The sequence below is a fragment of the Agromyces allii genome, assembly GCF_009749385.1.
Lineage (GTDB): Bacteria > Actinomycetota > Actinomycetes > Actinomycetales > Microbacteriaceae > Agromyces > Agromyces allii.
This window is the reverse complement of the sequence record NZ_WBIN01000006.1, coordinates 95,242-117,203: the sequence shown is the minus strand read 5'-3', so window position 1 is coordinate 117,203 and position 21,962 is coordinate 95,242. Positions and strand designations below refer to the sequence as shown.

The 21,962-nt window shown below is 70.7% G+C and carries 26 protein-coding genes and 1 tRNA gene; 7 read left to right on the top strand and 20 right to left on the bottom strand.

Going from position 1 to position 21,962, the window contains the following annotated elements; translation table 11 throughout:
* Positions 1-4: 4 nt before the first annotated feature.
* Complete coding sequence (locus GQR16_RS08750; RefSeq protein ID WP_157414762.1) at positions 5-550, top strand: hypothetical protein; 546 nt, start codon at positions 5-7, stop codon at positions 548-550.
* 62 nt (positions 551-612) lie between these two features.
* On the opposite strand, the gene GQR16_RS08745 is transcribed toward GQR16_RS08750, so the two are convergent.
* Positions 613-2,148 (bottom strand): APC family permease, encoded by a 1,536-nt coding sequence (locus tag GQR16_RS08745; RefSeq protein ID WP_157414761.1) that lies wholly within the window; start codon positions 2,146-2,148, stop codon positions 613-615.
* Between the two features lie 211 nt (positions 2,149-2,359).
* Here GQR16_RS08745 and GQR16_RS08740 point away from each other — a divergent pair, with 211 nt between their 5' ends.
* The gene (locus GQR16_RS08740; RefSeq protein WP_425482618.1) at positions 2,360-3,331 is read left to right on the top strand and encodes an AraC-like ligand-binding domain-containing protein; all 972 of its coding nucleotides are present in this window, start codon (positions 2,360-2,362) and stop codon (positions 3,329-3,331) included.
* A gap of 2 nt (positions 3,332-3,333) precedes the next feature.
* On the opposite strand, the gene GQR16_RS08735 is transcribed toward GQR16_RS08740, so the two are convergent.
* The 12 genes from GQR16_RS08735 to topA all read right to left on the bottom strand — a co-directional run bounded on the left by GQR16_RS08735 (position 3,334) and on the right by topA (position 15,122).
* The gene (locus GQR16_RS08735) at positions 3,334-3,927 is read right to left on the bottom strand and encodes an isochorismatase family protein (protein ID WP_157414760.1); all 594 of its coding nucleotides are present in this window, start codon (positions 3,925-3,927) and stop codon (positions 3,334-3,336) included.
* Between the two features lie 103 nt (positions 3,928-4,030).
* Positions 4,031-5,854 carry a D-alanyl-D-alanine carboxypeptidase/D-alanyl-D-alanine-endopeptidase gene (locus GQR16_RS08730; protein WP_246200660.1) on the bottom strand — a complete coding sequence of 608 codons (1,824 nt, stop codon included), beginning with the start codon at positions 5,852-5,854 and terminating at the stop codon, positions 4,031-4,033.
* A 101-nt stretch (positions 5,855-5,955) separates the two neighbouring features.
* Positions 5,956-6,939, bottom strand: a complete 984-nt coding sequence (locus GQR16_RS08725) for a Gfo/Idh/MocA family protein (RefSeq protein WP_157414759.1) — start codon at positions 6,937-6,939, stop codon at positions 5,956-5,958.
* A 123-nt stretch (positions 6,940-7,062) separates the two neighbouring features.
* Complete coding sequence (locus tag GQR16_RS08720; RefSeq protein WP_157414758.1) at positions 7,063-7,395, bottom strand: DMT family transporter; 333 nt, start codon at positions 7,393-7,395, stop codon at positions 7,063-7,065.
* A complete protein-coding gene (locus GQR16_RS08715; RefSeq protein WP_157414757.1) occupies positions 7,392-7,814 on the bottom strand; it encodes a DMT family transporter in 423 nt (140 codons plus the stop codon). Before GQR16_RS08715 ends, GQR16_RS08720 begins: the two co-directional genes overlap by 4 nt.
* Before the next feature lie 61 nt (positions 7,815-7,875).
* Positions 7,876-8,265, bottom strand: a complete 390-nt coding sequence (locus GQR16_RS08710) for a PPOX class F420-dependent oxidoreductase (RefSeq protein ID WP_157414756.1) — start codon at positions 8,263-8,265, stop codon at positions 7,876-7,878.
* 97 nt (positions 8,266-8,362) lie between these two features.
* Entirely contained in the window at positions 8,363-8,509 is a 147-nt protein-coding gene (locus GQR16_RS08705) for a hypothetical protein (RefSeq protein WP_157414755.1), read from the bottom strand.
* A 116-nt stretch (positions 8,510-8,625) separates the two neighbouring features.
* A tRNA-Thr gene (locus GQR16_RS08700) sits at positions 8,626-8,698 on the bottom strand.
* A 77-nt stretch (positions 8,699-8,775) separates the two neighbouring features.
* Positions 8,776-10,341: an alpha/beta hydrolase gene (locus GQR16_RS08695; RefSeq protein WP_157414754.1), complete on the bottom strand. Its 1,566-nt coding sequence runs from the start codon at positions 10,339-10,341 to the stop codon at positions 8,776-8,778.
* Positions 10,338-11,525: a DNA polymerase III subunit delta' gene (locus GQR16_RS08690; protein WP_157414753.1), complete on the bottom strand. Its 1,188-nt coding sequence runs from the start codon at positions 11,523-11,525 to the stop codon at positions 10,338-10,340. The genes GQR16_RS08695 and GQR16_RS08690 overlap by 4 nt, the downstream gene beginning before the upstream one ends.
* A gap of 73 nt (positions 11,526-11,598) precedes the next feature.
* A complete protein-coding gene (gene tmk, locus GQR16_RS08685; protein WP_157414752.1) occupies positions 11,599-12,219 on the bottom strand; it encodes a dTMP kinase in 621 nt (206 codons plus the stop codon).
* A complete protein-coding gene (topA, locus tag GQR16_RS08680; RefSeq protein WP_157414751.1) occupies positions 12,216-15,122 on the bottom strand; it encodes a type I DNA topoisomerase in 2,907 nt (968 codons plus the stop codon). Before topA ends, tmk begins: the two co-directional genes overlap by 4 nt.
* Positions 15,123-15,329: 207 nt before the next feature.
* Here topA and GQR16_RS08675 point away from each other — a divergent pair, with 207 nt between their 5' ends.
* Positions 15,330-15,566 (top strand): hypothetical protein, encoded by a 237-nt coding sequence (locus tag GQR16_RS08675; RefSeq protein WP_157414750.1) that lies wholly within the window; start codon positions 15,330-15,332, stop codon positions 15,564-15,566.
* Between the two features lie 94 nt (positions 15,567-15,660).
* Positions 15,661-16,101: a VOC family protein gene (locus GQR16_RS08670; RefSeq protein ID WP_157414749.1), complete on the top strand. Its 441-nt coding sequence runs from the start codon at positions 15,661-15,663 to the stop codon at positions 16,099-16,101.
* Positions 16,102-16,178: 77 nt separating this feature from the next.
* On the opposite strand, the gene GQR16_RS08665 is transcribed toward GQR16_RS08670, so the two are convergent.
* The 5 genes from GQR16_RS08665 to GQR16_RS08645 form a co-directional block, all read right to left on the bottom strand.
* The gene (locus GQR16_RS08665; protein ID WP_157414950.1) at positions 16,179-16,532 is read right to left on the bottom strand and encodes an Rv3654c family TadE-like protein; all 354 of its coding nucleotides are present in this window, start codon (positions 16,530-16,532) and stop codon (positions 16,179-16,181) included.
* Positions 16,532-16,840, bottom strand: coding sequence for a TadE family type IV pilus minor pilin (locus tag GQR16_RS08660; RefSeq protein ID WP_157414748.1), 309 nt, complete (start codon positions 16,838-16,840; stop codon positions 16,532-16,534). Before GQR16_RS08660 ends, GQR16_RS08665 begins: the two co-directional genes overlap by 1 nt.
* Positions 16,841-16,856: 16 nt before the next feature.
* The gene (locus tag GQR16_RS19900) at positions 16,857-17,030 is read right to left on the bottom strand and encodes a DUF4244 domain-containing protein (protein WP_246200688.1); all 174 of its coding nucleotides are present in this window, start codon (positions 17,028-17,030) and stop codon (positions 16,857-16,859) included.
* A gap of 166 nt (positions 17,031-17,196) precedes the next feature.
* A complete protein-coding gene (locus GQR16_RS08650) occupies positions 17,197-18,288 on the bottom strand; it encodes a type II secretion system F family protein (RefSeq protein WP_246200659.1) in 1,092 nt (363 codons plus the stop codon).
* Positions 18,285-19,043, bottom strand: coding sequence for a TadA family conjugal transfer-associated ATPase (locus tag GQR16_RS08645; RefSeq protein ID WP_343032904.1), 759 nt, complete (start codon positions 19,041-19,043; stop codon positions 18,285-18,287). Before GQR16_RS08645 ends, GQR16_RS08650 begins: the two co-directional genes overlap by 4 nt.
* Before the next feature lie 35 nt (positions 19,044-19,078).
* On the opposite strand from GQR16_RS08645, the gene GQR16_RS08640 reads away from it, so the two are divergent.
* Both GQR16_RS08640 and GQR16_RS08635 read left to right on the top strand, forming a co-directional pair.
* A complete protein-coding gene (locus GQR16_RS08640; RefSeq protein ID WP_157414745.1) occupies positions 19,079-19,369 on the top strand; it encodes a hypothetical protein in 291 nt (96 codons plus the stop codon).
* Positions 19,370-19,399: 30 nt separating this feature from the next.
* Positions 19,400-20,293, top strand: coding sequence for an AbiTii domain-containing protein (locus GQR16_RS08635; protein WP_157414744.1), 894 nt, complete (start codon positions 19,400-19,402; stop codon positions 20,291-20,293).
* A gap of 3 nt (positions 20,294-20,296) precedes the next feature.
* Here GQR16_RS08635 and GQR16_RS08630 read toward each other — a convergent pair whose 3' ends face one another.
* Positions 20,297-20,611: a hypothetical protein gene (locus GQR16_RS08630; RefSeq protein ID WP_157414743.1), complete on the bottom strand. Its 315-nt coding sequence runs from the start codon at positions 20,609-20,611 to the stop codon at positions 20,297-20,299.
* A 305-nt stretch (positions 20,612-20,916) separates the two neighbouring features.
* Positions 20,917-21,285, bottom strand: a complete 369-nt coding sequence (locus GQR16_RS08625) for a hypothetical protein (protein WP_157414742.1) — start codon at positions 21,283-21,285, stop codon at positions 20,917-20,919.
* Between the two features lie 110 nt (positions 21,286-21,395).
* On the opposite strand from GQR16_RS08625, the gene GQR16_RS08620 reads away from it, so the two are divergent.
* Positions 21,396-21,917 carry a hypothetical protein gene (locus tag GQR16_RS08620; protein ID WP_157414741.1) on the top strand — a complete coding sequence of 174 codons (522 nt, stop codon included), beginning with the start codon at positions 21,396-21,398 and terminating at the stop codon, positions 21,915-21,917.
* Positions 21,918-21,962 lie beyond the last annotated feature (45 nt).

Here is a 21,962-nt window from a genome sequence, read left to right as displayed (position 1 = left end):
ACGAATGGTCGAGATCGCGCACGGCGTCATGCTCCTCGGGGCACTGGCCGGAACGGCCGCTGCCCTCGTGCCCGGCCGCGTGCGGGCCCTCGACGCCACGGCCGCCCTCGTCATGGCCGCCGCGATGGTCGACACGGTCTTCACCCGCCTGCTGCCAGGGCTCGCCTGGTCGGGGCTGCTCGTCGCCGCGGGCCTCGCCATCGGCATCCGGGCTCGCCGCGGCATCCGTCGCCCCGACCCGACCGCGCGATGCGGCCGACCGCTCGCCGACCTGCACCACGCCCTCGCCCTGATCGCCACCGGATGGCTGCTCGCCGGCGTCGGGGCGGCCGCGACGGCGTCGGGTGCGGCCGCCGTGCACCATGCCGGCCCCGTGCTGCCGCTCCAGTGGCCCGCCCTGATCGCCGTGATCGTGCTCGGCGCATGCGTGGCGGCCAGGGCTGTGCGGTCGGGGCGGGCGGCGCTGCGGCACGGGGCGATGGCGGCGGGCATGACCGTCATGCTCGCCGCCATGGCCGCCCCGGCCGCCGTCGCCGCCCTCGGCTCGTAGCCGCGGGCGGCGACGGGCAGTCCGAGCCGCCCGCCCCGCCCGAGGCACCCCGACCGACACGGCTACAGTCCGCGGTGCCCCTCGCCGTCGATCAGCTCGACCTCGGCCTCCTCGATGCCGTGCCCGATGCGGGCGTACAGCTCGGGGTTCCTCCGGCGAATGGCGAAGCCCCAGATCACGCCCACCACGCCGGGAACGATGAGCAGCGCAGGCAGCACGAAGGTCACCGGCGTCGTCTCGGCCTGACCGAGCAGCACGTTGAAGTTCGCGACGATGAGCACGAACACCGTGAAGAGCACGACGGCCGAGATGAGCGGCGCGATGAGCGTCGACCACAGGCCGAGTCCGCGCCGATCGCGCCGGAAGAACCCGATGACCGACACGGCGATGATGCACATGAGCAGCACGAGCCCCATGGCGCCCGTGTTGGTGAGCCAGGTGAACATCGTGAGCACCGGGTAGAGGAACTCCGTCGGCGCGAAGTCGTTCTTCAGCCCCATGACCTCGCCCGCGAAGACGAAGCCGAGGGTGACGACGAGCGCGATGATCGTCTGCGCGAGCGAGCCGGCCCACGGCGCACGCGAGACCGCGCGGACGGAGCCGAGTCCGCGGTGCAGCACGCCCTCGCGTCCGAGCGAGTACAGGTAGCGTGCGACCGCGTTGTGGAACGACTGGAGCGCCGCGAACAGGCTCGTGAGGAACAGCACCTGCATGAGGTCGCTGATGATGACCGGCGCGTGCTCGCCCATGAAGACGAACATGAGATCTGGGCCGTACGTCGCCGAGGCCTCGGCGATCTGCGACGGGCCGATGCCCACGGTGAAGGCCCAGGCGCTGAACGCGTAGAAGACGCCGATGATCGCCACGGCCGCATACGTGGCTCGGGCGACGGTGCGCTTGGGGTCCTTCGACTCCTCGCCGTAGATCGCGGCAGACTCGAAGCCCATGAAGGCGGCGATGCCGAACGAGAGCACGGCGCCGACCCCCGGCACGAAGAGGTTCGAGAGCTGGAGGCCCGCCGTGCTCACGCCTTCGGGCGCCACCTGGAACGAGACGATGTCGAAGACGATGACGGCCACGAACTCGAGCGCCACGAGGATGCCCAGCACCTTGGCCGACAGGTCGACGCGGTTCACGCCGAGCACGGCCACCACGCCGATGCAGACGAGGATCCAGAGCCACCACGGGGTCGCGATGCCGAGCTTCGCCTCGAGGAACATCGACATCTGGAACCCGAAGAGCCCGTAGATGCCGACCTGCATGGCGTTGTACGCGACGAGCGCCACGAGCGAGGCGCCGACGCCGAACGGCCGGCCGATGCCCTGGGCGATGTAGGCGTAGAAGGCGCCCGCGTTGGTCACGTACCGGCTCATCGCGGCGTAGCCGACGGCGAACACGGCGAGCGCCGCGGCGAGCACGATGAAGCCGATCGGCACGCCGATCACGCCCGTGACCGCGAACGTGGTCGTGACGCCGCCGGCGACGACCGTGAGCGGGGCGGACGCCGCGATGATCATGAGGGTGACGGATGGCACGCCCAGGCGGCGGTGGCCGAGGCCGCCGCTCTGCTTCGGCGGGGAGGTCGTCGTGGAGGTCATGGCTGGGGGTTCCTTATCCGACGGGAGCGAGAGCGAGCCATGGCGGCGTCGCCCGGTTCCGGCTCATGATTCCGCGCGCGCGGCGGCTCGCCTTGTCGCACAGCGAAGGGCGGTTGACCCCGAACGCAGGCTCGCACTGTCGGTTTTGTCTCGACAGGCGTAGAGTCTCCCCACTCGGACGTCGACGTCCGTTCCCCCAGAGATGAGGTGCATGCCCGTGCCCGGCGAACCCATGCGCTCCGCCCCGCTCGACACGGCGGCGCTGCCGCTCGGATTCGGCGAGTTCAGCGCACTCGTCTCGCAGTCGTTCGTGCCGCTGCAGGTGCGTTCCGACCGTCAGGACTCCTTCCGGGGCGACATCCGCGCCTCGACCAACGACGACGTGCACGTCTCGGTCGTCACCGCCGACGGCCACGAGATCCACCGTACGCCCGAACTCGTCGCCCGATCGAGCCACCGGTGCTTCAAGGTGGGCCTGCAGCTGGCCGGCACCGGCCTCCTCATCCAGGACAACCGCGAGGCGGTGCTCCGCCCGGGCGACCTCACGGTCTACGACACCGACTCGCCGTACACACTCGTGTTCGAGGAGGGCTTCAGCACGCTCGTGCTCATGGTGCCCCACCGGGTGCTCGAACTGCCGACCGACGCGGTACGCGGCATGACCGCGGCCACCATCGACGGCACCGGCGGCCTCGCACGCGTCGTCGCCCGCTTCCTCGGCGAGCTCGCGGGCGACCTCCAGCAGCTCGACGGCCCGATCGGCGGCCGGCTCGCCCGCAACGCCGTCGATCTCGTCACCACGCTCTACGCACGCGAACTCGACGTCGCCCGCGACGCCGACCGGCCGCACCGCGCGATGCTCCGGCGCGTGCAGGCCTACATCGACGAGCATCTCGGCGACCCCGACCTCACGCCCGGCAGCATCGCGGCGGCCGCGTTCATCTCGACCAGGCACCTGCACGCGCTCTTCCACGAGGAGGGGCTCACCGTCTCGACGTTCATCCGCGCCCGCCGCCTCGACCGGTGCCGGCGCGAGCTCGGCGACCCGCTGATCGCGCACCGGCCGATCGGGCAGGTCGCCACCCGATGGGGCTTCGCGGATGCCGCGCACTTCAGCCGCGCGTTCCGAGCCGAGTTCGGCGAGCCGCCGAGCGCGTTCCGCGCCCGCACGATCGCCGCCTGACCTCAGGCCCGGTCGGCGTCGCCCGCCACGAGCTCGGCGCCCGCGTGCCCGAGCTCGGCGAGTGCGGCGGCCGACGACTCGGGGGCGACGCCCGCGACGAGCGAGGTGAGCACGCGCACGTGCTGCCCGTGCTCGAGGGCGTCGAGGGCGCTCGCGCGCACGCAGTAGTCGGTCGCGATGCCGACCACGTCGATCTCGGTGACCCCGTGCGCGGTGAGCACCTCGCCGATGCTCGCGCCCGCGTCATCCGTGCCCTCGAAGATCGAGTAGGCGGGCACGCCCTGGCCCTTGCGGATGTGCACGTCGATCACGTCGACCGCGAGTGCGGGGTGGTACTCGGCGCCGGGCGTGCCGGCGACGCAGTGCGACGGCCAGGTGTCGACGAAGTCGGGTTCGGCGTCGGTCGCGAAGTGCCCGCCGTTGTCGTTCTCGCCCGAGTGCCAGTCGCGGGATGCCACGACGAGCGCGTAGTCGTCGCGGTGCGCCTCGAGGTGGCGGGTGATGCCCGCGGCGACCGCGGCTCCCCCGTCGACGCCGAGCGCACCGCCCTCGGTGAAGTCGTTCTGCACGTCGATGATGAACAGGGCCCGGGTCATGGCTGCCTCCTGCGTCGGTGTTCGCCTGCATCCATTCTCGCCGCAGGCGGCGGCATCCGCTCGCCCTCGTCGAACTGCGCGGTTCGGATGCCGCGGGCGGGCGTCAGCTGTTCGAGAGGTCGTCGCCGCAGAGGAAGAAGCCCGTGGTGAGCGTGTCGATGGCCTGCTTGGCCTCGTCGGTCACGTCGCCGAGCGCGTAGATCGCGAACGTCAGCGTCGAGCCGTCTTGGGCGCGGATCACGCCCGAGAGCGTGTAGCCGCTGTTGATCCAGCCGGTCTTGGCCGACACCGCGCCGGCGGCCACGGCGTTGTCGCCGGCGAAGCGGTCGCTGTAGGAGAGCGAGCCGCGCTGGCCCGACACCGGGAGCCCGTCCATGAGCACGCCGAGGTTGCCCTCGCGCGCGTTGATCTTGATGAACAGCTGGGTCAGGTACGACGGCGGCACCGCGTTGTCGTCGCTGAGGCCCGAGCCGTCGACGATCGTGATGCCGGTGGTGTCGATGCCGTAGGCCTGCAGCCCCTGCAGCACGCCCGCGTTGATCGCGTCGAACGTGTTGCCCGAGCCGGTCTGGATCGCGACGAGTCGCGCGAGCATCTCGGCGACCGTGTTGTCGGAGACGACGAGCGCCTTGTCGACGAGCTGCGCGACGGTCGGCGAGCTCACGGCGCCCAGTTGCTGCGCACCGGCCGGTGCCGTGCCGCGCTCGATCACCGCGATGCCGCCGAGCTGGTCGGCGAACGCCTGGCCAGCACGCCCGACCGGATCGGTGCTGCGCCACGAGGTGTTCGCGCCCGGGTCGTCGCGGTCGCCGTCGACCTGGAGGGCCGTGATGTTCGACATGTAGCCGTCGTCGCGCTCGACCGTGTCCCAGCTGGCCTGGTACTCGTCGCCGCCGAAGTAGCCCGCATCGAGGATCAGCTTCGTGAGCGGCGGGTTCGACGGATCGGCGTTCCAGGCGGCCTGCACCTGCGCGGCCAGGTCGTCGAGATGCGCCGCGCCCGGATACACCGTCTCGGTGCCGCTCGGCGTGCGCGAGAGCGTCACGTCGCCGCCGCCCACGAGCACGGCGGAACCCGGCTCGGATCCCTTCACGACCGTCGTCGTCGCCCGGTAGTCGGGCCCGAGCACGTCGAGCGCCGCGGCCGACGTCAACACCTTCATGACGCTGGCGGTGCGCGACGGCGTGTCTCCGCCGCGGTCGTAGAGCACCTCGCCGGTGGACGCGTTGCGCACCTGCGCCTGCAGGTTCGCGAGCCGCGGGTCGGCGGCACGGTCGGCGACCGAGCACGTGCGGATCTTCGTGTCGATCGCGCTCGGCGCGGCGACGGTCTCGGGCTTCGGACGCCCCGGGTCGACGGTCGGCGTCGGGGTCGGCGTCTCGGTCACGAACGCGACCGGCTCGGCGCGCGGTGCGTTCATCGCCGCGCCCGCGAAGACGGCGCCGGCCCCGAGCAGGGCGAACGCCACGACGCCCGCGGTCACCGACAGGGCGGTCTTGTGCTTCTGGGCGAAGGCTCGAAGGGAGGCGCCGCGGCCGGTGGACGCCGCGGAGGCCGCAGTGACGGATGCCGGTGCGTCGGCGTCGTTCGGCGCGTCGCCGTCACCCGCGGGCACGTCGCCGGCCGCGCCGTCCGCGGCCACGAGCAGTTCGGTCTCGACGGAGTCGCCGGGCACCGGGCCGGATGCCGACGCAGCGTCGCCCGCGACATCCGTCGTCTCGAGGAGCTCGGTCTGGGCGACCTCGGGCTCGGCGACCTGCTCGACCTCGGCGGCAGAGCCGGTCTCCGCAGCAGGCTCGACGCCACCGGTCGAGCCGGTCTCGGCGACCTGCTCGGCCGCGCCGTCGGGCGCGGATTCGGGGGTCTCGCCGGCCTCGGGCTCGCCGACGGATTCGGGCTCGCCCGTGGCATCCGTCTCGTCGGTCATCCGGGCAGCCTACGGGGCGCACCACACCGAAGCCTGATCACAGCCCGAAAATCTCCTGAACGGACCGTCGGGTGAGCGCGGCCGGATGCCGCGGTCGGCGCTCACTCGCCCGGGTAGCGCAGCCCGATCTGCTCGCGGATGGTGTCGAGCGTGCCCATGATCGCGACGGTCTCGTCGAGCGTGAGCAGGTCGCCGCCGAGCGTGCCGGCGGCCACGAGACGTTCGACCGCCTCGGCCTGGAAGTGCATGCCTCGCCCCACGACCTCGGACTCGTACGACTCGAGCACGTCGCCGTCGGGCGTCACGACGCGGAACGTCGTCGGGGTGTACCAGACCGGATCGATGTCGATGCGGGCCTCGGTGCCGAGGATGGTCGCGGTGTTGGGCCCGCGGGTGTCGCTCGCCGAGACGGTCGTCGCGATGCGGCCGCCGTCGTAGCCGAACACGGCCGCCACCTGCGCGTCGGCGCCGGTCTCCTTGAAGGTCGCGGTGCTCTGGATCGTGCGCGGTTCGCCGAACAGGTCCCACGAGAACGAGACGGGGTAGATGCCGAGGTCGAGCAGCGCTCCGCCGCCGAGCTCGAGCGCGTTGATGCGGTGCGCGGGGTCGTCGGAGAGCTTCTGCGTGTGATCGGCGATGAGCGAGCGCACCTCGCCGAGCGTGCCGGCCGCGATGATCTCGCGGATGCGCACCATGTGCGGCAGGTAGCGGGTCCACATCGCCTCGAGCGCGAGCAGGCCCTTCTCCTCGGCGAGCGTGGCGATCTCGCGCGCCTCGCCGGCGTTCAGCGTGAACGGCTTCTCGACGAGCACGTGCTTGCCCGCCTCGAGCACGAGCCTGGCGTTCTCGGCGTGCACCGGATGCGGCGTCGAGACGTAGATCACGTCGACCTCGGGGTCGTTGACGAGCGCCTCGTAGCTGGCGTGCGCGGTCGGGATGTCGAACTCGGCCGCGAACGCGTCGGCGCCGGCCTGCGAGCGCGACCCGACCGCCTGCACGGTGAAGCCGTTGAGCTTCAGGTCGTTGGTGAAGGAGTGGGCGATGCCACCCGTCGCGAGAATGCCCCAGCGCAGTCGTTCCGTCATGCGCCAAGCCTAGCGACGCGGGCCTCCGGCCGAACAACGGATGCCGCGGGTAGGCGCAGACGTCACGAGGTCCGCCCCGCGGCATCCGCTCGCCCTGCACCGCCCTGCCGACCGCGGCCGCGGTCAGTGCCCCGGCGTGCCGAGCTCGATGAGCAGCACGCCGCCGACGATGAGCGCGACGCCGGCGCCCATGACCCACGTGAACGGCTCGCGGAACAGGAACCGGCCGGCGAGCGCGGTGAGCACGACGCCGACGGCGGTCCACACGCCGTAGGCCACGCCCACCTGCATGCCCTGCGCGAGCGTCGCCGCGAGCAGCACGAACGACGCCAGGTAGCCCACGACGACCGGGATGATCCAGACCCACCGCCGCTTCTCGGCGTGCGTGGCCATGCGCAGCGACAGCGTCGCCCCGACCTCGCTGAGGATCGCGAACGCCAGCAGCACCCAGCTCATGCGCCCGCCCCGTCCGTGGTGTCGGATGCGCCCGCTGCGGCAGCGGCATCCGTGCCGGTCACGATGCGGGAGGCCTCCGCGCGCCGCGCAGCCCGCTGCGATCCGAGTTCGATGAGCAGCACGCCGGCCGCGATGAGGCCGATGCCCGCGAGCATCGTCGGCGTGAGCGGGTCGCCGAAGAGCGCCCACGCGAGCACGGCCGTGAGTGCGACCCCGGTCGCTCCCCAGATGCCGTACGCGACGCCGAGCGGCATGCCCATGCGCAGCACCTGCGAGAGCAGCACGAACGATCCGGCGTATCCCACGATCACGACCGCGTAGAGCCACGGATGCCGCTGGGCGGCGTCGAGGCTGAGGGTCGCCGTGACCTCGAGCGCGATCGTCGCGGCGAGCACGGCCCAGGCGCCGGTGCGCGGCATCCGCTCTCCTTCGGTTGAGGGAACTGTTCGGTGGGGCGCCCTCGCGTGGCGGGTCGGGGGGTCAGTCGAGCGTGACGCGCAGCATGACGTCGGGGGCGGCATCCTTGCCGCGGGGCCGGATGATCGCGTGCGCGAGCGTGTACATGAAGCCGTAGCGGCGTCGCAGGAGCCCCTGCAGGCGCGTGGCCTCGGCGGCATCCGTGACGATCTCGGCCGTACCGGCCTGCTCGGGCGCTCCGGCGGGCACGCGCCCGCGCATGTCGCAGGGCGCGATGACCACGCGGGTGTCGCGGCGCAGGCGCTTCAGCTTGCCGGTGCCCGCGGGGGTCTGCACGACGACGCGGCTCCCGTCGAGCGCGAACCACACGGGGGTCGGCACGGGCGTGCCGTCCTTGCGGAACGTCGTCAGGGCGACGTACTTGCCCGCCGTGATGGCCTCGGACGTCGTCATGTGCAGCTCCCGTTCGTGTGATGCCGGCCCGAGCCTCGTTCGGACCACGGTTCAGGCTAGTCGACGCTTCGGGACCGGTTCACGCCGCGAGCCGGGTTCAGAACGGGTACCTCCCCGGCCCGCTGCTCACGGTCGTGAGCCTCAGCTCGGTGAAGTCCTCGACGGAGTACAGGCCCGATCGGCCCCAGCCGCTGTCCTTCACGCCGCCGACCGGCAGGGCCGCCTCGCTGGCCATCGAGCGCATCGCGGACCCGCTCCTCGATCTGCTCGACGACGTGACCGCCTGAGACCGGGTGTCCGCCGCTGGGTGCCGGTGGAAACACGAAGGGCCCGGATCTCTCCGGGCCCTTCGTGTGTCGGAGCCGCCTGTGGGAATCGAACCCACGACCTTCTCATTACGAGTGAGATGCTCTGCCGACTGAGCTAAGGCGGCGTGCGTGACCGATGCTTTCAGCACCGATCGGCACGAGAGTCAATGTTAGCGGATGTCTGAGCCTCCGTTGACCACTCTCAGCAGGTGGTGCCGTCGGTCGGCACGGTTCCGTCGATGAAGTACTGCTCGACGGCGCCCGCGACGCAGTCGTTGGACTTGTTGTACGCCGTGTGGCCCTCGCCCTCGTAGGTCACGAGCACGCCGCTGTCGAGCTGGTCGGCGAGCGAGACCGCCCAGGCGTAGGGCGTGGCGGGGTCGTTCGTCGTGCCGATGACGACGATCGGCGCCGCTCCCTCGGCGGCGATCGGGGCCCGCTCGACGTCGGACTGGAACGGCCACGAGATGCAGCCGAGGTCGCCGTAGCCGAAGTACGGGCCGATCACGGGGGCGGCCTCGGTGATCTCGGCCGCCTTGGCGCGCATGACGGCGACGTCGGACTGGTAGCTGTAGTCGAGGCAGTTGATCGCGAGGAACGACTCGGTCGAGTTGTCGAGGTACGTGCCGTCGGCATTGCGGCCGTAGTAGCCGTCGGCGAACTGCAGGGCCGCGTCGGCGTCTCCGAGCATGACGGCATCGAACATCTGGCTGAGGTAGGGCCACGAGTCGGCGCTGTAGAGCGGGTAGACGATGGCCGTCACGAGGGTGTCGGCCCCGACCTCGCGACCGTCGGTGCCGCGCATGGGGCTGGCGTCGACGGAGGCCAGCAGCCGGCTGATCTCATCCATCGCCGCGTCGACGCTGCCCGTGAACGGGCAGTCGGTGCCCGCGAGGCAGTCGGCGAGGTACGCACGCAGGGCGGACTCGAAGCCGACGGCCTGCTCACGCGAGACGTCTTCTTCTTGCGCCGCGGGGTCGATCGCGCCGTCGAGCACGAGCCGGCCGACCTTGTCGGGGAACAGCCCGGCGTAGGTGGCGCCGAGGAACGTGCCGTACGAGTAGCCGAGGTAGTTGAGCTGCTCGTCGCCGACGGCGGCACGGAGCATGTCGAGGTCACGGGCTGCACTCGTCGTGTCGACCTCGCCGAGCAGGGCTCCGGTGTTCTCGCCGCATGCGGCGCCGAAGTCGGCCTTGACCTTGCCGACGTTCTCGATCCACTCGTCGCTGCCGCGTTCGCCCGGCACGATGTCGAACAGGAAGGAATCCATGCCAGCGGAGTCGTAGCAGGCGACCGCCGACGAGCGCCCGACTCCGCGGGGGTCGAAGCCGATGACGTCGAAGCTCTGCTGCAACGGCTCGCCGACGGCGTAGTCGAGCGAGTCCTTGACGAAGTCGTAGCCCGACCCGCCGGGGCCGCCCGGGTTCACGAGCAGCGAGCCGATGCGATCGCCCGTCGCGCGGTGGCGCACGAGCGCGAGCTCGATCTCGCCGTCGCCCGGCGCCTCCCAGTCGAGCGGGGCCTTCGCGGTGGCGCAGTCGAACTCCCCGCCGCAGTTCTCCCAAGCCAGCACCTGCCCGTAGAACGGCTGCAGGTCGGCTGCGACGTCTTCACCGGTGGGCGTCGACTCGGAGGTCTGCGGCTTCAGGAACGACGGGACGCACCCGGTCATCACGAGCAGGGCGACGAGCGCTCCGGCGAGCGCTGCGGCGCGGACTGCTCGGCGGCGCGGGCGCCGCATCGACATCGGGTCTGGTGTCGCGATCATGCGGCCCCTCGTTCGGAATCGGGTCGTCGGATGGCTGAGACGAGCATCGCCTCGAGCGCGAGTGCGGGCGCGACGTTGCCCTCGATGCGCTCGCGCGCCTCTTGGATCGCGTCGAGCGTCGCGAGCGTGCGCATCGGGGCGACGGATGCCGCGGCGCGCCGCAGTTCGTCGACGAGCTCGCGGTTGACGAGCTCGACCTCGGCGCCGAGCTGGAGCAGCAGCACGTCGCGGTAGAGCGAGGTGAGGTCGACGAGGATGCGGTCGATGCCGTCGCGCAGGCTGCGCGTGGCCCGACGCTTCTGGTCGTCTTCGAGGGCCTTGATCTGGGGTCGCAGCGCGGCGGGAACGGCCTGCCCCGGCGCGATGCCGAGCGAGTGCAGGGCGTGCTCGCGCTCTTCGGCGTCGCGCAGCTCGGTGATCGCCTTGGCGTCGTCGCCCGCGATCGCGAGGAATCGCGCGGCCGTCGAGACCGCGGTCGCCGCCGAGCGCACCTGCAGCGCGAGCCGCAGCGTCTCTTCACGGCGACGACGGGCGTCTTCGCTGGTGGCGAGGCGGTGCGCCATGCCGATGTGGCTCTGCGCCTCGCGCGCGGAGCGCTCGGCGAGCACCGGATCGACGCCGTCGCGCCGCTCGAGGAGCGCCGCGACATCCGCGATGCTGGGCATGAGCAGCCGCACCGAACGCACGCGCGAGCGGATCGTCGGGATCAGGTCGGCCTCGCTGGGTGCGCAGAGGATCCAGACGGTGCGCTCTGGCGGCTCTTCGAGCTCCTTCAGCAGGAAGTTCGAGGTCTGCTCGGTCATGCGGTCGGCGTCTTCGACGATGATCACGCGGTGCCGGCCGATCGACGGCGCGTAGTGCGAGCGCTTCACGATGTCGCGCACGTCGTCGCGCTTGATGATGACGCCCTCGGTCGCAAGCACGTGCAGGTCGGGGTGGCTGCGCGCCTCGACCTGGATGCGGGTCGGCTCGTCGCCGTCGGGGTCGCCCGAGATGAGCGCCACGGCGAACGCGTAGGCGAGGTTCGACCGCCCCGAGCCCGGCGGCCCGGTGACGAGCCACGAGTGCGTCATCTGCTGCGACGGCTGCGCACCCTGCGACGAGCGGGCCCGGGATGCCTCGGCCGCCGCCCGGAAGACGGCGATCGCCTGCTCCTGGCCGGTCAACTCGCTCCACACGCTCACGGAATCACGCTACCTTCCACGGGCGACATCCGCCCGACGGGCCGAAGCCCCTCGAACACGCCCCTGCACGGGATCAGACGAGGCTGGAGATCCGCGCGCGGATCTGCGCCTGGATCTCGTCGACGGGCGCCGACGCGTCGAGCACGAGGAACCGCTCGGGCTCGCGACCGGCGAGCGCGAGATACGCCTCGCGCACGCGGTCGTGGAACTCGGATGCCTCGGCCTCGAGCCGGTCGTACCGCGTGCGCGCGCTGTCGAGGCGCGCCCTGGCCGACGCGGCGTCGAGGTCGAGCAGCACCGTGAGGTCGGGCTGCAGGCCCTCGGTCGCCCACTCGGACAGCCCGCGCACGGCCTCGGGGTCGAGCACGCGCCCGGCGCCCTGGTAGGCGACCGACGAGTCGATGTAGCGGTCCTGGATCACGACGTCGCCGCGCTCGAGCGCGGGGCGCACGAGCGTGGCGATGTGGTGCGCACGGTCGGCCGCGTAGAGCAGCGCCTCGGCGCGCGGCGCGATGTCGCCGCGGTGGTGCAGCACGATCTCGCGCACCTCGACGCCGACGTCGGTGCCGCCGGGCTCGCGCGTGCGCACGACCTGTCGGCCCTGTTCGCCGAGCCAGGCCGCGAGCAACTCGGACTGCGTGGTCTTGCCGGTGCCGTCACCGCCCTCGAGGGTGATGAAGACGCCGCGGGTCACGCCTCGCTCGGCTTCGTCGCGGTCTTGCGCACGGCGGGCTTCCTCGCAGCCGCGGTCGTCGACGTCGTCGCAGCGCTCTTCGCCGCCGTGGTCTTCGCCGCGGTCGTCGTCTTCTTGGCCGCAGCGCTCGTCTTCGCCGCCGGCTTCTTGGCGGCGGGCTTCTTCGCGGCCGGGGCCTTCTTCGCCCGCGGCGCAGCCGGACCCTTGTCGCGCTTGATCTGCAGCAGCTCGACGGCGCGCTCGAAGGTGATCTCCTCGACCGTCTCGGCGCGAGGGATCGTCGCGTTCGTCGTGCCGTCGGTGACGTACGGGCCGAAGCGGCCGTCCTTCACCTTGATCGGCTTGCCGCTCACCGGGTCTTCGGCGAACTCCTTGAGCGCGCTCGAAGCGCGGCGGGCGCCGTACTTCGGCTGGGCGAGCAGTTCGAGCGCGCCGGGCAGGTCGATGTCGAAGATCGCGTCCTCGCTGGGAAGCGTGCGGGTCTCGGCACCCTTCTTGAGGTACGGACCGTAGCGCCCGTTCTGCGCGGTGATCTCGTCGCCCGACTCGGGGTCGAGCCCGACGATGCGCGGCAGGTCGAGCAGCTTCAGTGCGGTGTCGAGGTCGATCTCCTCGATCTGCATGCTCTTGAAGAGCGAGGCGGTGCGCGGCTTGACCGCGACCGGCTTCTTGGCGCCGCGCTTGGGCTTCGGCGCTTCGATGACCTCGCCGGTCTTCGGGTCGACGGATGCCGCGGCATCCGCCTCGGGCTCGGGCTCGAGTTCGGTCACGTACGGGCCGAAGCGGCCGTCCTTGACGACGACCTGCTTGCCGTTCTCGGGGTTCACGCCGAGCACGCGGTCGGTCTGCACGGGGGCGTCGATGAGTTCGCGCGCCTTGGCGGGCGTGAGCTCGTCGGGCGCGAGGTCCTGCGGCAGGTTCACGCGTCGGGGCGTGGCGTCGGGCCCGGCCTCGGGATCGACGGTCTCGAGGTAGGGGCCGTAGCGGCCGATGCGCAGGGTCACGCCCTCGCTGATCGGCATCGAGTTGATCTCTCGCGCGTCGATGTCGCCGAGGTTGTCGACGACCTGACGGAGGCCGCGGTGAGTCTCGTTGCCGAAGTAGAACCCGTTCAACCAGTCGACCCGGTCGGCCTCGCCCGAGGCGATGCGGTCGAGGTCGTCCTCCATCTCTGCGGTGAAGTCGAACTGCACGAGGTCGCCGAAGTGCTCCTCGAGGAGGCGCACGACCGAGAACGCGATCCAGCTGGGCACGAGGGCCTGGCCCCGCTGGGTGACGTACCCGCGGTCGAGGATCGTCGAGATGATCGAGGCGAACGTCGACGGGCGACCGATGCCGAGCTCTTCGAGCCGCTTCACGAGGCTCGCCTCGGTGTAGCGCGGCAGCGGGGAGGTCTCGTGGCCCTTGGCCTCGAGCTCCTCGAGCGTGATCTCCTGGCCCTCCTTGAGCGGCGGCAGCTTCGCCTCGCCCGATGCGTCGTCGGCGTTGCGCTCCTCGTCGCGGCTCTCCTCGTAGGCGGCGCGGAAGCCGGGGAAGGTGATGACCGTGCCGCTCGCGGTGAACTCGGCGATCGTGCCGCCGATCGCGGCGGTCGCGGACTCGGGGGCCGCCGCGTCGGCCGCCGTCGGGCCGACCTCGATGGTCACGGTGGCCGTCTGGCCCTTGGCGTCGGCCATCTGCGAGGCGACGGTGCGCTTCCAGATCAGGTCGTAGAGGTCGAACTCGCGTCCGCGCAGCGAACCCTTGAGCGACGACGGGGTGCGGAACTCCTCGCCCGACGGGCGGATCGCCTCGTGCGCCTCCTGGGCGTTCTTCGACTTGCCCGCGTAGGTGCGGGGGGCGTCGGGCACCGAGTCGGCGCCGTACAGGGCCGTCGCCTGCGCACGGGCCGCGTCGATCGCCTGCTTCGAGAGCGAGACCGAGTCGGTTCGCATATAGGTGATGTAGCCGTTCTCGTAGAGCGACTGCGCCACGCGCATGGTGTCCTTCGCCGAGAGGCGCAGCTTGCGGCCGGCCTCCTGCTGCAGGGTCGACGTCGTGAACGGCGCCGACGGGCGGCGGGTCCAGGGCTTCTGCTCGACCTTGGAGACGACGCGGCGCACGCCGGGCGCCTGCAGCGCCTCGACGAGGGCGCGTGCGGTCGCCTCGTCGAGCACGGCGGCCTTCGACTTCAGCTTGCCGAGGTCGTCGAAGTCGCGACCCGTGGCGATGCGGTCGCCGCCGAGGCGCACGAGCTTCGCATCGAACGCCGAGCCGGATGTCACGGGCGCGAAGCGCCCCAGGAGGTCCCAGTACTCGGCCGAGACGAATGCGAGTCGCTCGCGCTCTCGCTCGACGACGAGGCGGGTCGCGGCCGACTGAACGCGGCCCGCGGAGAGTCCGGGGCCGACCTTGCGCCAGAGCACGGGCGAGACCTCGTAGCCGTAGAGCCGGTCGAGGATGCGTCGGGTCTCCTGCGCGTCGACGAGCGCGGTGTCGAGCTCGCGGGTGTTGTCCTTGGCTTTCTGGATCGCGTCCTTGGTGATCTCGTGGAAGACCATGCGGCGCACGGGGATCTTGGGCTTGAGTTCCTGCAGCAGGTGCCACGCGATGGCCTCGCCCTCGCGGTCCTCATCTGTTGCGAGCAGGAGTTCGTCGGCGTTCTTCAGGGCGCGCTTGAGTTCGGCGACCGTCTTCTTCTTCGAGTCGGAGACTACGTAGTAGGGCTCGAACCCGTTGTCGACGTCGACCGAGAACTTGCCGAGGCCGCCCTTCTTGAGCTCGGGCGGCAGGTTCTTCGGCTCGATGAGGTCGCGGATGTGGCCGACCGACGAGAGCACCTCGTAGCCGTCGCCCAGGTACTGGGCGATCGACTTCATCTTGGTCGGCGACTCGACGATGACCAGTTTCTTCGCGCCTGACACCAGACTCCTCTTATATGTTCCGTGATGGAGATCGCACGCGGACCGCGCCCCCGAGCGGTGTGCCGCCGAACGGCTTCGATCGCCGTCCGACAAGCCACACCATACACACACAGACCGGGAGCGGACCGAATTCTCCCCCGCACGATCAGGCTCGGGATGCCGCGTGGCAGCCCTTGCGATCCTGCGGCACGAGAGGAGAATCGAAGCATGGAAACCTCTACCACGAGCTCGTACACCGCGAAACTGATCGACGGTCCGCTCGAGGGCAAGACGGTAGCGACCGCCTTCCTCGAGACGGGCGAACCACGCCCTCGACTCGAGTTGAGCGGTGAGCACGGCAAGCGATACGTCTACAGCCGCGCGGGCGGTCTGGAGTTCTCCTCCGAGAACGACGACCGGCCGTCGGCGGTCGAGTACCGCTTCCTCGAAACCGTCTTCGACTGATCGACGGACCGCTCTCGACTCGTCCTCGGGGGCGGTCCCCGCGGCGCCCACGGTTGTCGGCCGCGGGCTCGGCGCCCGGGCGTAGGCTCGCGCCATGACCGTACTGCGCCTTGACAACGTCGCCATCGTGGTCGCCGATCTCGACGCCGCGATCGCCTTCTTCACCGAGCTCGGCCTCGAGTTCGAGGATCGCGCCGAGATCGAGGGCGTCTGGGCGGATCGCACGGTCGGGCTCGACGGCGTGCGGAGCGAGATCGCGATGATGCGAACGCCCGACGGCCGTAGCCGACTCGAGTTGACGCAGTACCACCGCCCGGCGGCATCCGCCCCTGAGCCCGCGATCCCACCGTCGAACACGCTGGGCCTGCACCGCCTGATGTTCGCCGTCGACGACATCGACGACACGATCGCCCGCCTTCGCACGCACGGCGCCGAGGTGCTCGACGAGGTCGTCGACTACGAGGACGTCTATCGGCTCTGCTACCTGCGCGGCCCCAGCGGCATCATCCTCGCCCTGGCCGAGCAGCTCGGCTGAGCCGGACGGCGTGCCTTCCGGCCGTCGCCCCGGCACTCCGCCTCCCGTCACCCCGGCCACGGCCGCGCGCTTCGGCGTCACGTGCTGCCCGGCGGCCCGGCTCGGGCGGAGGCCTCGGCATCCAGCCCCGGGAGCCGACCCGGCACCACGACGGCCACCCGGCTGATGGCCTCGTCGTCGATGCTGCACGAGACGAGACGGGCGCCGTTCCGAGCCGCGACCTGGTCGGCGACCTCGCACGGCAGCCCTGAGACGGCTCCGGTGGCCGCATCAGTTGCGGCGAGCGCGGCCGCGTCGGCCGCGGCCGCCGCCCGCCTGGCGTCGACGTACACCGCGACGACGCCGAGCGTGAGCGTCGTGAGCAGCACGATCGCCGCGATGAGGCCGACGGAGACCACGGATGCCGCGCCGCGCTCGCCCGATCGCCGCATCAGTGCCCGCCCGACATCGCGCACGCTTCGCTCGTGAGCCGGATCGACGCGAGCAGGCCGCCGCCCGATGCGGTGAGGGTCACGCAGGTGAACATGCCGTCGTCGGTGTGCGACAGGTCGGCCGGGCCCGCGATGCGGCCGACGATGCCCGCCGCGGCATCGGCACCCTCGCCGCGGCCGAGTGCACGCGCGGCGGCGGCCGCGGCATCCGTGAGCCGCACCTGCACTGTCACGAGATGCACCGACGCGAGGCAGATCGCGAGCACGAGCATGATCGCGGGCAGCGCGACGGCGAACTCGGCCGTCACGCTGCCCCGCTCGGCGTCAGCCGACCGTGAGGGCATTCCGCACGAGGTCGGTGAGGATGCCGCGCACCTCGTCGCCGCGCAGGATGACGACGAGCAGGCCGGCGAAGCCGACGGCGGCCATCGTGGCCACCGCGTACTCGGCGGTCGCGGCGCCGCGCTCGCCCGCGAGGGCGACGGCCACTCGGCGGATGGTTCGACGCCGCGCCGGGACGGCGGCCGTGGCGACGATGGGCACGGCTGCGCCGGCTCCGGCGTCGGAGGCTCCGTCGGCGAGACGGTCGGTGGTGGAGACGGGCATGGGTGGTTCCTTCCGGTGGGGCCGGGAATCCGGCGGTTGGCGGCACGACTGGGCGGGATCACGCGGCACCGCCGAGGGTGCCCGTGACGACCGAGATGAGGAGGGGCGCGACGCCGAGCAGCACGAAGGCGGGCAGCACGCACAGGCCGAGCGGCAGCATGAGCCGCACGCCGAGCGCGGCTCCGCGCGTCGCGGCGTCGGTGCGCGCGATGCGGCGTCCGCGCTGCGCCTCGGCGCGGAGCAGCTCGACCAGCGGAGCACCGGCGCGTTCGGCCAGGCGCACGGTCTCGTCGAGGCGAGCGGAGGCCGCGGCCCGGCGTTCGCCGTCGCCCGCGGACCCATTCCCTGCGGGTCCGTGCCCGTGCCCCGCGAGTCCGTTCCCCGCGAGTCCGTGGGCTTCGAGCGCCGACGCGACCACGGCGCGCGCCCGTTCGACCGATGCGCCGCCAGCCATGCCGATCGCGAGGAGCTCGAGCTCGAGTCCGGCTCCCTCGTCGAAGTCCGCGGCGCGCGCGGCCAGGGTCCGGCTCCAGCGGAACGCGACCCAGAGGAAGAGGAGTCCGAGCAGCAGGCACCCGATGCCGATCGGGTTGCCGAGCAGCACACCCGCGGTGTCGAAGCCCAGCACGGATCCGAAGCCGAGGGCGACGAGCGGCAGCGCGAGCACGAGGCGCGCACTCGCGGCGGGCCCGGCGAGCGACGTGCGTACCTCGCGCCGCACCTGCGCCTCGTCGCGCATGGCGCCGGCCAGGTCGCGGAGGCTCGTCGTGAGCGGCGCGCCCGCCTCGCTCGCCACCTGCCAGGCCGCGCCGAGCACCGCCCAGCCTGCGCCGTCGAGCCGGGCGGGGCCCGAACCTGTTGCCCCGGCTCGGGCGGTGGCGGCGGGAGCCGCGGCAGCGGCAGCCCCGGCGATCGCTGCCGCGATCGGCTCGCCGCGATCGCCGGCCACCGCTGCGGCGACGAGCATCGGGTCGGGCTCGCCGGACTCCGAGAGGTGCCGCCAGGCCACCGACGCGGGAACACCCGCCGAGAGCAGCACGGCGAGCCGTTCGACGACGCCGGCGACGTGGTCGACGCCGGCGGCGGCATCCGGAGCCCTCCGGAGCATCGGCACGTGCGAACGCACGAACTCGATGCATCGACCGATCATGCGGCGGCCTCGACGGGCCCGACCGAGAGCGCGCCGTCGATGAGCCGGAACGCGCCGATGCCCGCGACCCGGCGGCGGCCGTCGACCCGTTCGAGGTGCACCACGAGGTCGAAGGCGCTCGAGGCCTGCCGCGCGACGGCCTCGGGCGAGAGGCCGGCCGACGAGCCGAGGGCCTCGAGCCGCGCGACGACGTCGTCGAGGGAGTTCGCGTGCAGGGTGCCGGCTCCACCGTCGTGGCCGGTGTTCAGCGCCGAGAGCAGTTCGCGCAGCTCGGGCCCTCGGCACTCGCCGACCACGAGCCGGTCGGGCCGCATGCGCAGGGCCTCGCGCAGGAGCGCGTCGAGCCCGATGCGACCGGACCCCTCGATGTTCGGCTGCCTGGCCTCGAGCGAGACCACGTGCGGATGCGCGATCTGCAGCTCGGCCACGTCTTCGATGACGACGATGCGCTCGGCGGCAGGAGCCTCGGCGAGCAGCGCTGAGAGGAGCGTGGTCTTGCCGGTTCCTCCGGCGCCCGTGACGAGCAGGTTCCTGCGCGAGCGCACGGCGTCGCGGAGGACCCGTTCGTGGTCGCCGGAGAGCATGCCCGTGCGAGCGAGCGCGTCGAGTCGCAGACGGGCGGCCCGCGGGATGCGGATGGACAGCAGCGTGCCCGTGGTCGACACGGGCGGAAGCACGGCGTGAACGCGGATGCCGCGACCGAGCCGCACGTCGACGGCGGGCGTCGCCTCGTCGAAACGCGCAAAATTACATATTTCCGACCAGGGGTTTCCATCGATTTGGTTCGAGCATGGACGAAGAAGTCATCGCATACTTCATTGCACGTCAAGCAGCCGTCGACCCGTGTGCCGTCAGCCGCTACAGCGTGTACCTCAACAACTTGAAGGTCCAGGTGACGATTCATGATTACGGCGAATCTGCAGGCGCCACTCGGTTCATGGCTGAAGCGCGATACGTCGAGCAGCCAGACGAGCGCGAGATCGAGATGAACACATGGGGGCTCAGCCTGGGCAATGCCGACTCCACGGTTCGTGGCGCTCTCGACAATGTGCATTGGAACGTGTTCCGGCCACTCGACTGACGAGTGGGCAGGCGGGGCTATGTTCTTCCCATGACCATCCTCGACGAGATCATCGACGCCAGCACCGATTCGTCAGTCGCTGTGTCCGATCTTCTCCGGAAGGTCCAGATTGCAGCGCACCGTCTTCATGCGAACGACCTCACATTCTGGGCGAAGCAGGAGCTGTCCGGGTATGGAGGCGGTCTAGACGTTCCCGCATATCGCGTCATCCCCGCGCCTGTGGAAGGTATCTTCGCTGGTCCGATGCAGTCCTTCCGACCTGTGATGCTCACCGTGCCACTCCCCTCGATCGAGGCTTGGTGGGAGGCGGAACTGCGTCAGCCGATTGTGGAACTTCAAGCTCTCGCGAATGGACTTGGTGATCGGGATCCTGTTCGTGAATGGCCCGCGTACATCGTCGACGAATACGAGAAGTCCGGGATCTTGCGGCTCGAGTACCACCGGTTGTACTCGGCGCGGAACGTCATCTCCCGACAGAGCCTGCATGGCGTTCTCGACGTGATCCGAAGCAAGGCGCTCGAGTTCGCGCTCGACTTGCAAAGCGCCGACCCGGACGCAGGCTCATTTGGGGGCCCGACGCTCTCAACTGAACCTCAACTTGCAAGCGTCGTCTACAACGTCACCAACAACATCTACGGCGACGGCGCCAACGTTGCTTCCGGGTCGCACATCAATCAGCGCTCACGGGTGATTAAAGGCGACGCCGCAGCGCTGAAGCGTGCCGTTGAATCGTTGGGACTTTCTCCGCGCGATGCAGATCAGGTCGTCGCGGCGTTGAAGGACGAGAAGAGTGTCGACAAGCCCAAGTTCAAGCAACTGCTGCACAAGGTGCGCACGGGCTCGATCGTGCTCGCAGGCGGCCTGGCAACGGACGTCGCGGCTGGCGCACTGATCGAGCTCGGGAAGGAATTCCTCGGGCTGTAGGACTCACCAGTCCCCGTGGAACAGGAGCGCCTGCAGTGCCGGGATGCTCATGTGCGCCCAGCGCGTAGCCGAGGGCCGCTCGCGGGTGTCGGCCCACGCGACCACGCCGGTCAGGTGCGGCTCGTGCGGGCGCTTGCGGCGTGCGAGCTGGTCGGGGTCGGCCACGTCGCAGACCGAGCGTTCGAGCTGGCTGGGACCGATCGAGCCGAACTGGTCGAGCAGGCGGGCGTCGTCCGTGCAGACATGCCCACGCGTGTACTTCTTCCCGAGGTGCCGCCCGCGCCACCCCCGGTGGCCACGTCCTCGATCGCGGCCCACGCCTCCGACTCGCGCCGGGCCGTTACCGTCTCGATGCCGCAGGCCACGCAGCCTGCCCAGCGGCTGGTGCGCGGCGTGGGCCACGCCTTCGGCGGCATCCGGTCCCGCAAGTGCTTGGCGGCCTGACGCTTCTAGTGCGAACGACTCGGTGGGACGGATGGAACCAGTGAGACGCATGCAACGAGCCCACAGCGAGGAACCCGACGCCGGAATCATCACCTCAACATGGGAGGCATCCTCGTCTCTCCCGCGAACTTCACCCAGTTCGATAGCTCCTGCGACCACTTGCACGTCGACGTCGCCGGCTAGCTCGGATTCTCGCGCGCGGCGGCGATCGCCGCCCGCAGGGCAAACATGGCTGGCGCGAGAACCACCAAGAACATGAGCCCCACGATGACCGCTATAGCTAGAAACTTGGGGGTTTCCAGGTCGAGCCACGGGGACGGCAGATCGGCAAGGTAAGCGAGACCCACTACCTCGGCCGCGGCAGCATTGACGATCAGAACAAAGAACCCGACGAACCCGGCCAGGACGAAGACTGGGAATCTTCGCGAGCTTGCGACCAGGTCAAGGACGAGGTTGAGCCACGTCTTGTACTCAAGCGCCAGGGCGAGCAACAGCACGGGGATGATCTGCACTACCGCAGACCAGTACGCGCGATCGTCTTCCGACACGAGGCCGAGCCTAGCGACGGCCTTCACACCAGCAACAGAATCACAAAGCACATTCGAACACGTGTTCTAAACTCGGACTGTGAACCACCATCGAGGAAAGGCGTCGCCAGGTGCGTTACTGGCAGCCGAAGCTCCGCTCGGTCGAACGAGGCACATGGCTGCAGTTCGACGGCTCGCGTCGCATCGCGATCATCGAGCGGGTGGAGAAGAGCCACCCGCCCCGACAGCTGCTCCGCGCGCAGACCTGGGCTCAGGACGCCGCACAGCGCGAACTGATCGGATACTTCCCCGTCGACGAGCTAAGGCTCGCCGCAGAATGCGTCTGGGACGAATACCAGGCAGCGACCGCGGCCACCGACCAGAATCCCGAGCCAGCGATGCCTGAGCAGAAGAAGGCCGGCAGCTGGCATCCACTACTCGCCACCGACGAACGACAACCTGGCGTGTGGTTCCTCGTCGACGCGCAGGGCCGCGACTACGGCCGCGTCAGGATCGTCCGCGATGCTCAGGCTGTGCTGTACGTCGCCGAGCGTCCCGGAGAGCGCGTCGGCCGGTACTCCACGCTGCGCGCGGCGGTAGAGGCGGTGCATACGGCTTTCATCGCCGCGCACACTCCTGGCCTCAGAAGATGAACGCTCGGAGAATGGATAAGTCGCCTCATCCTACGAAACCGGCGC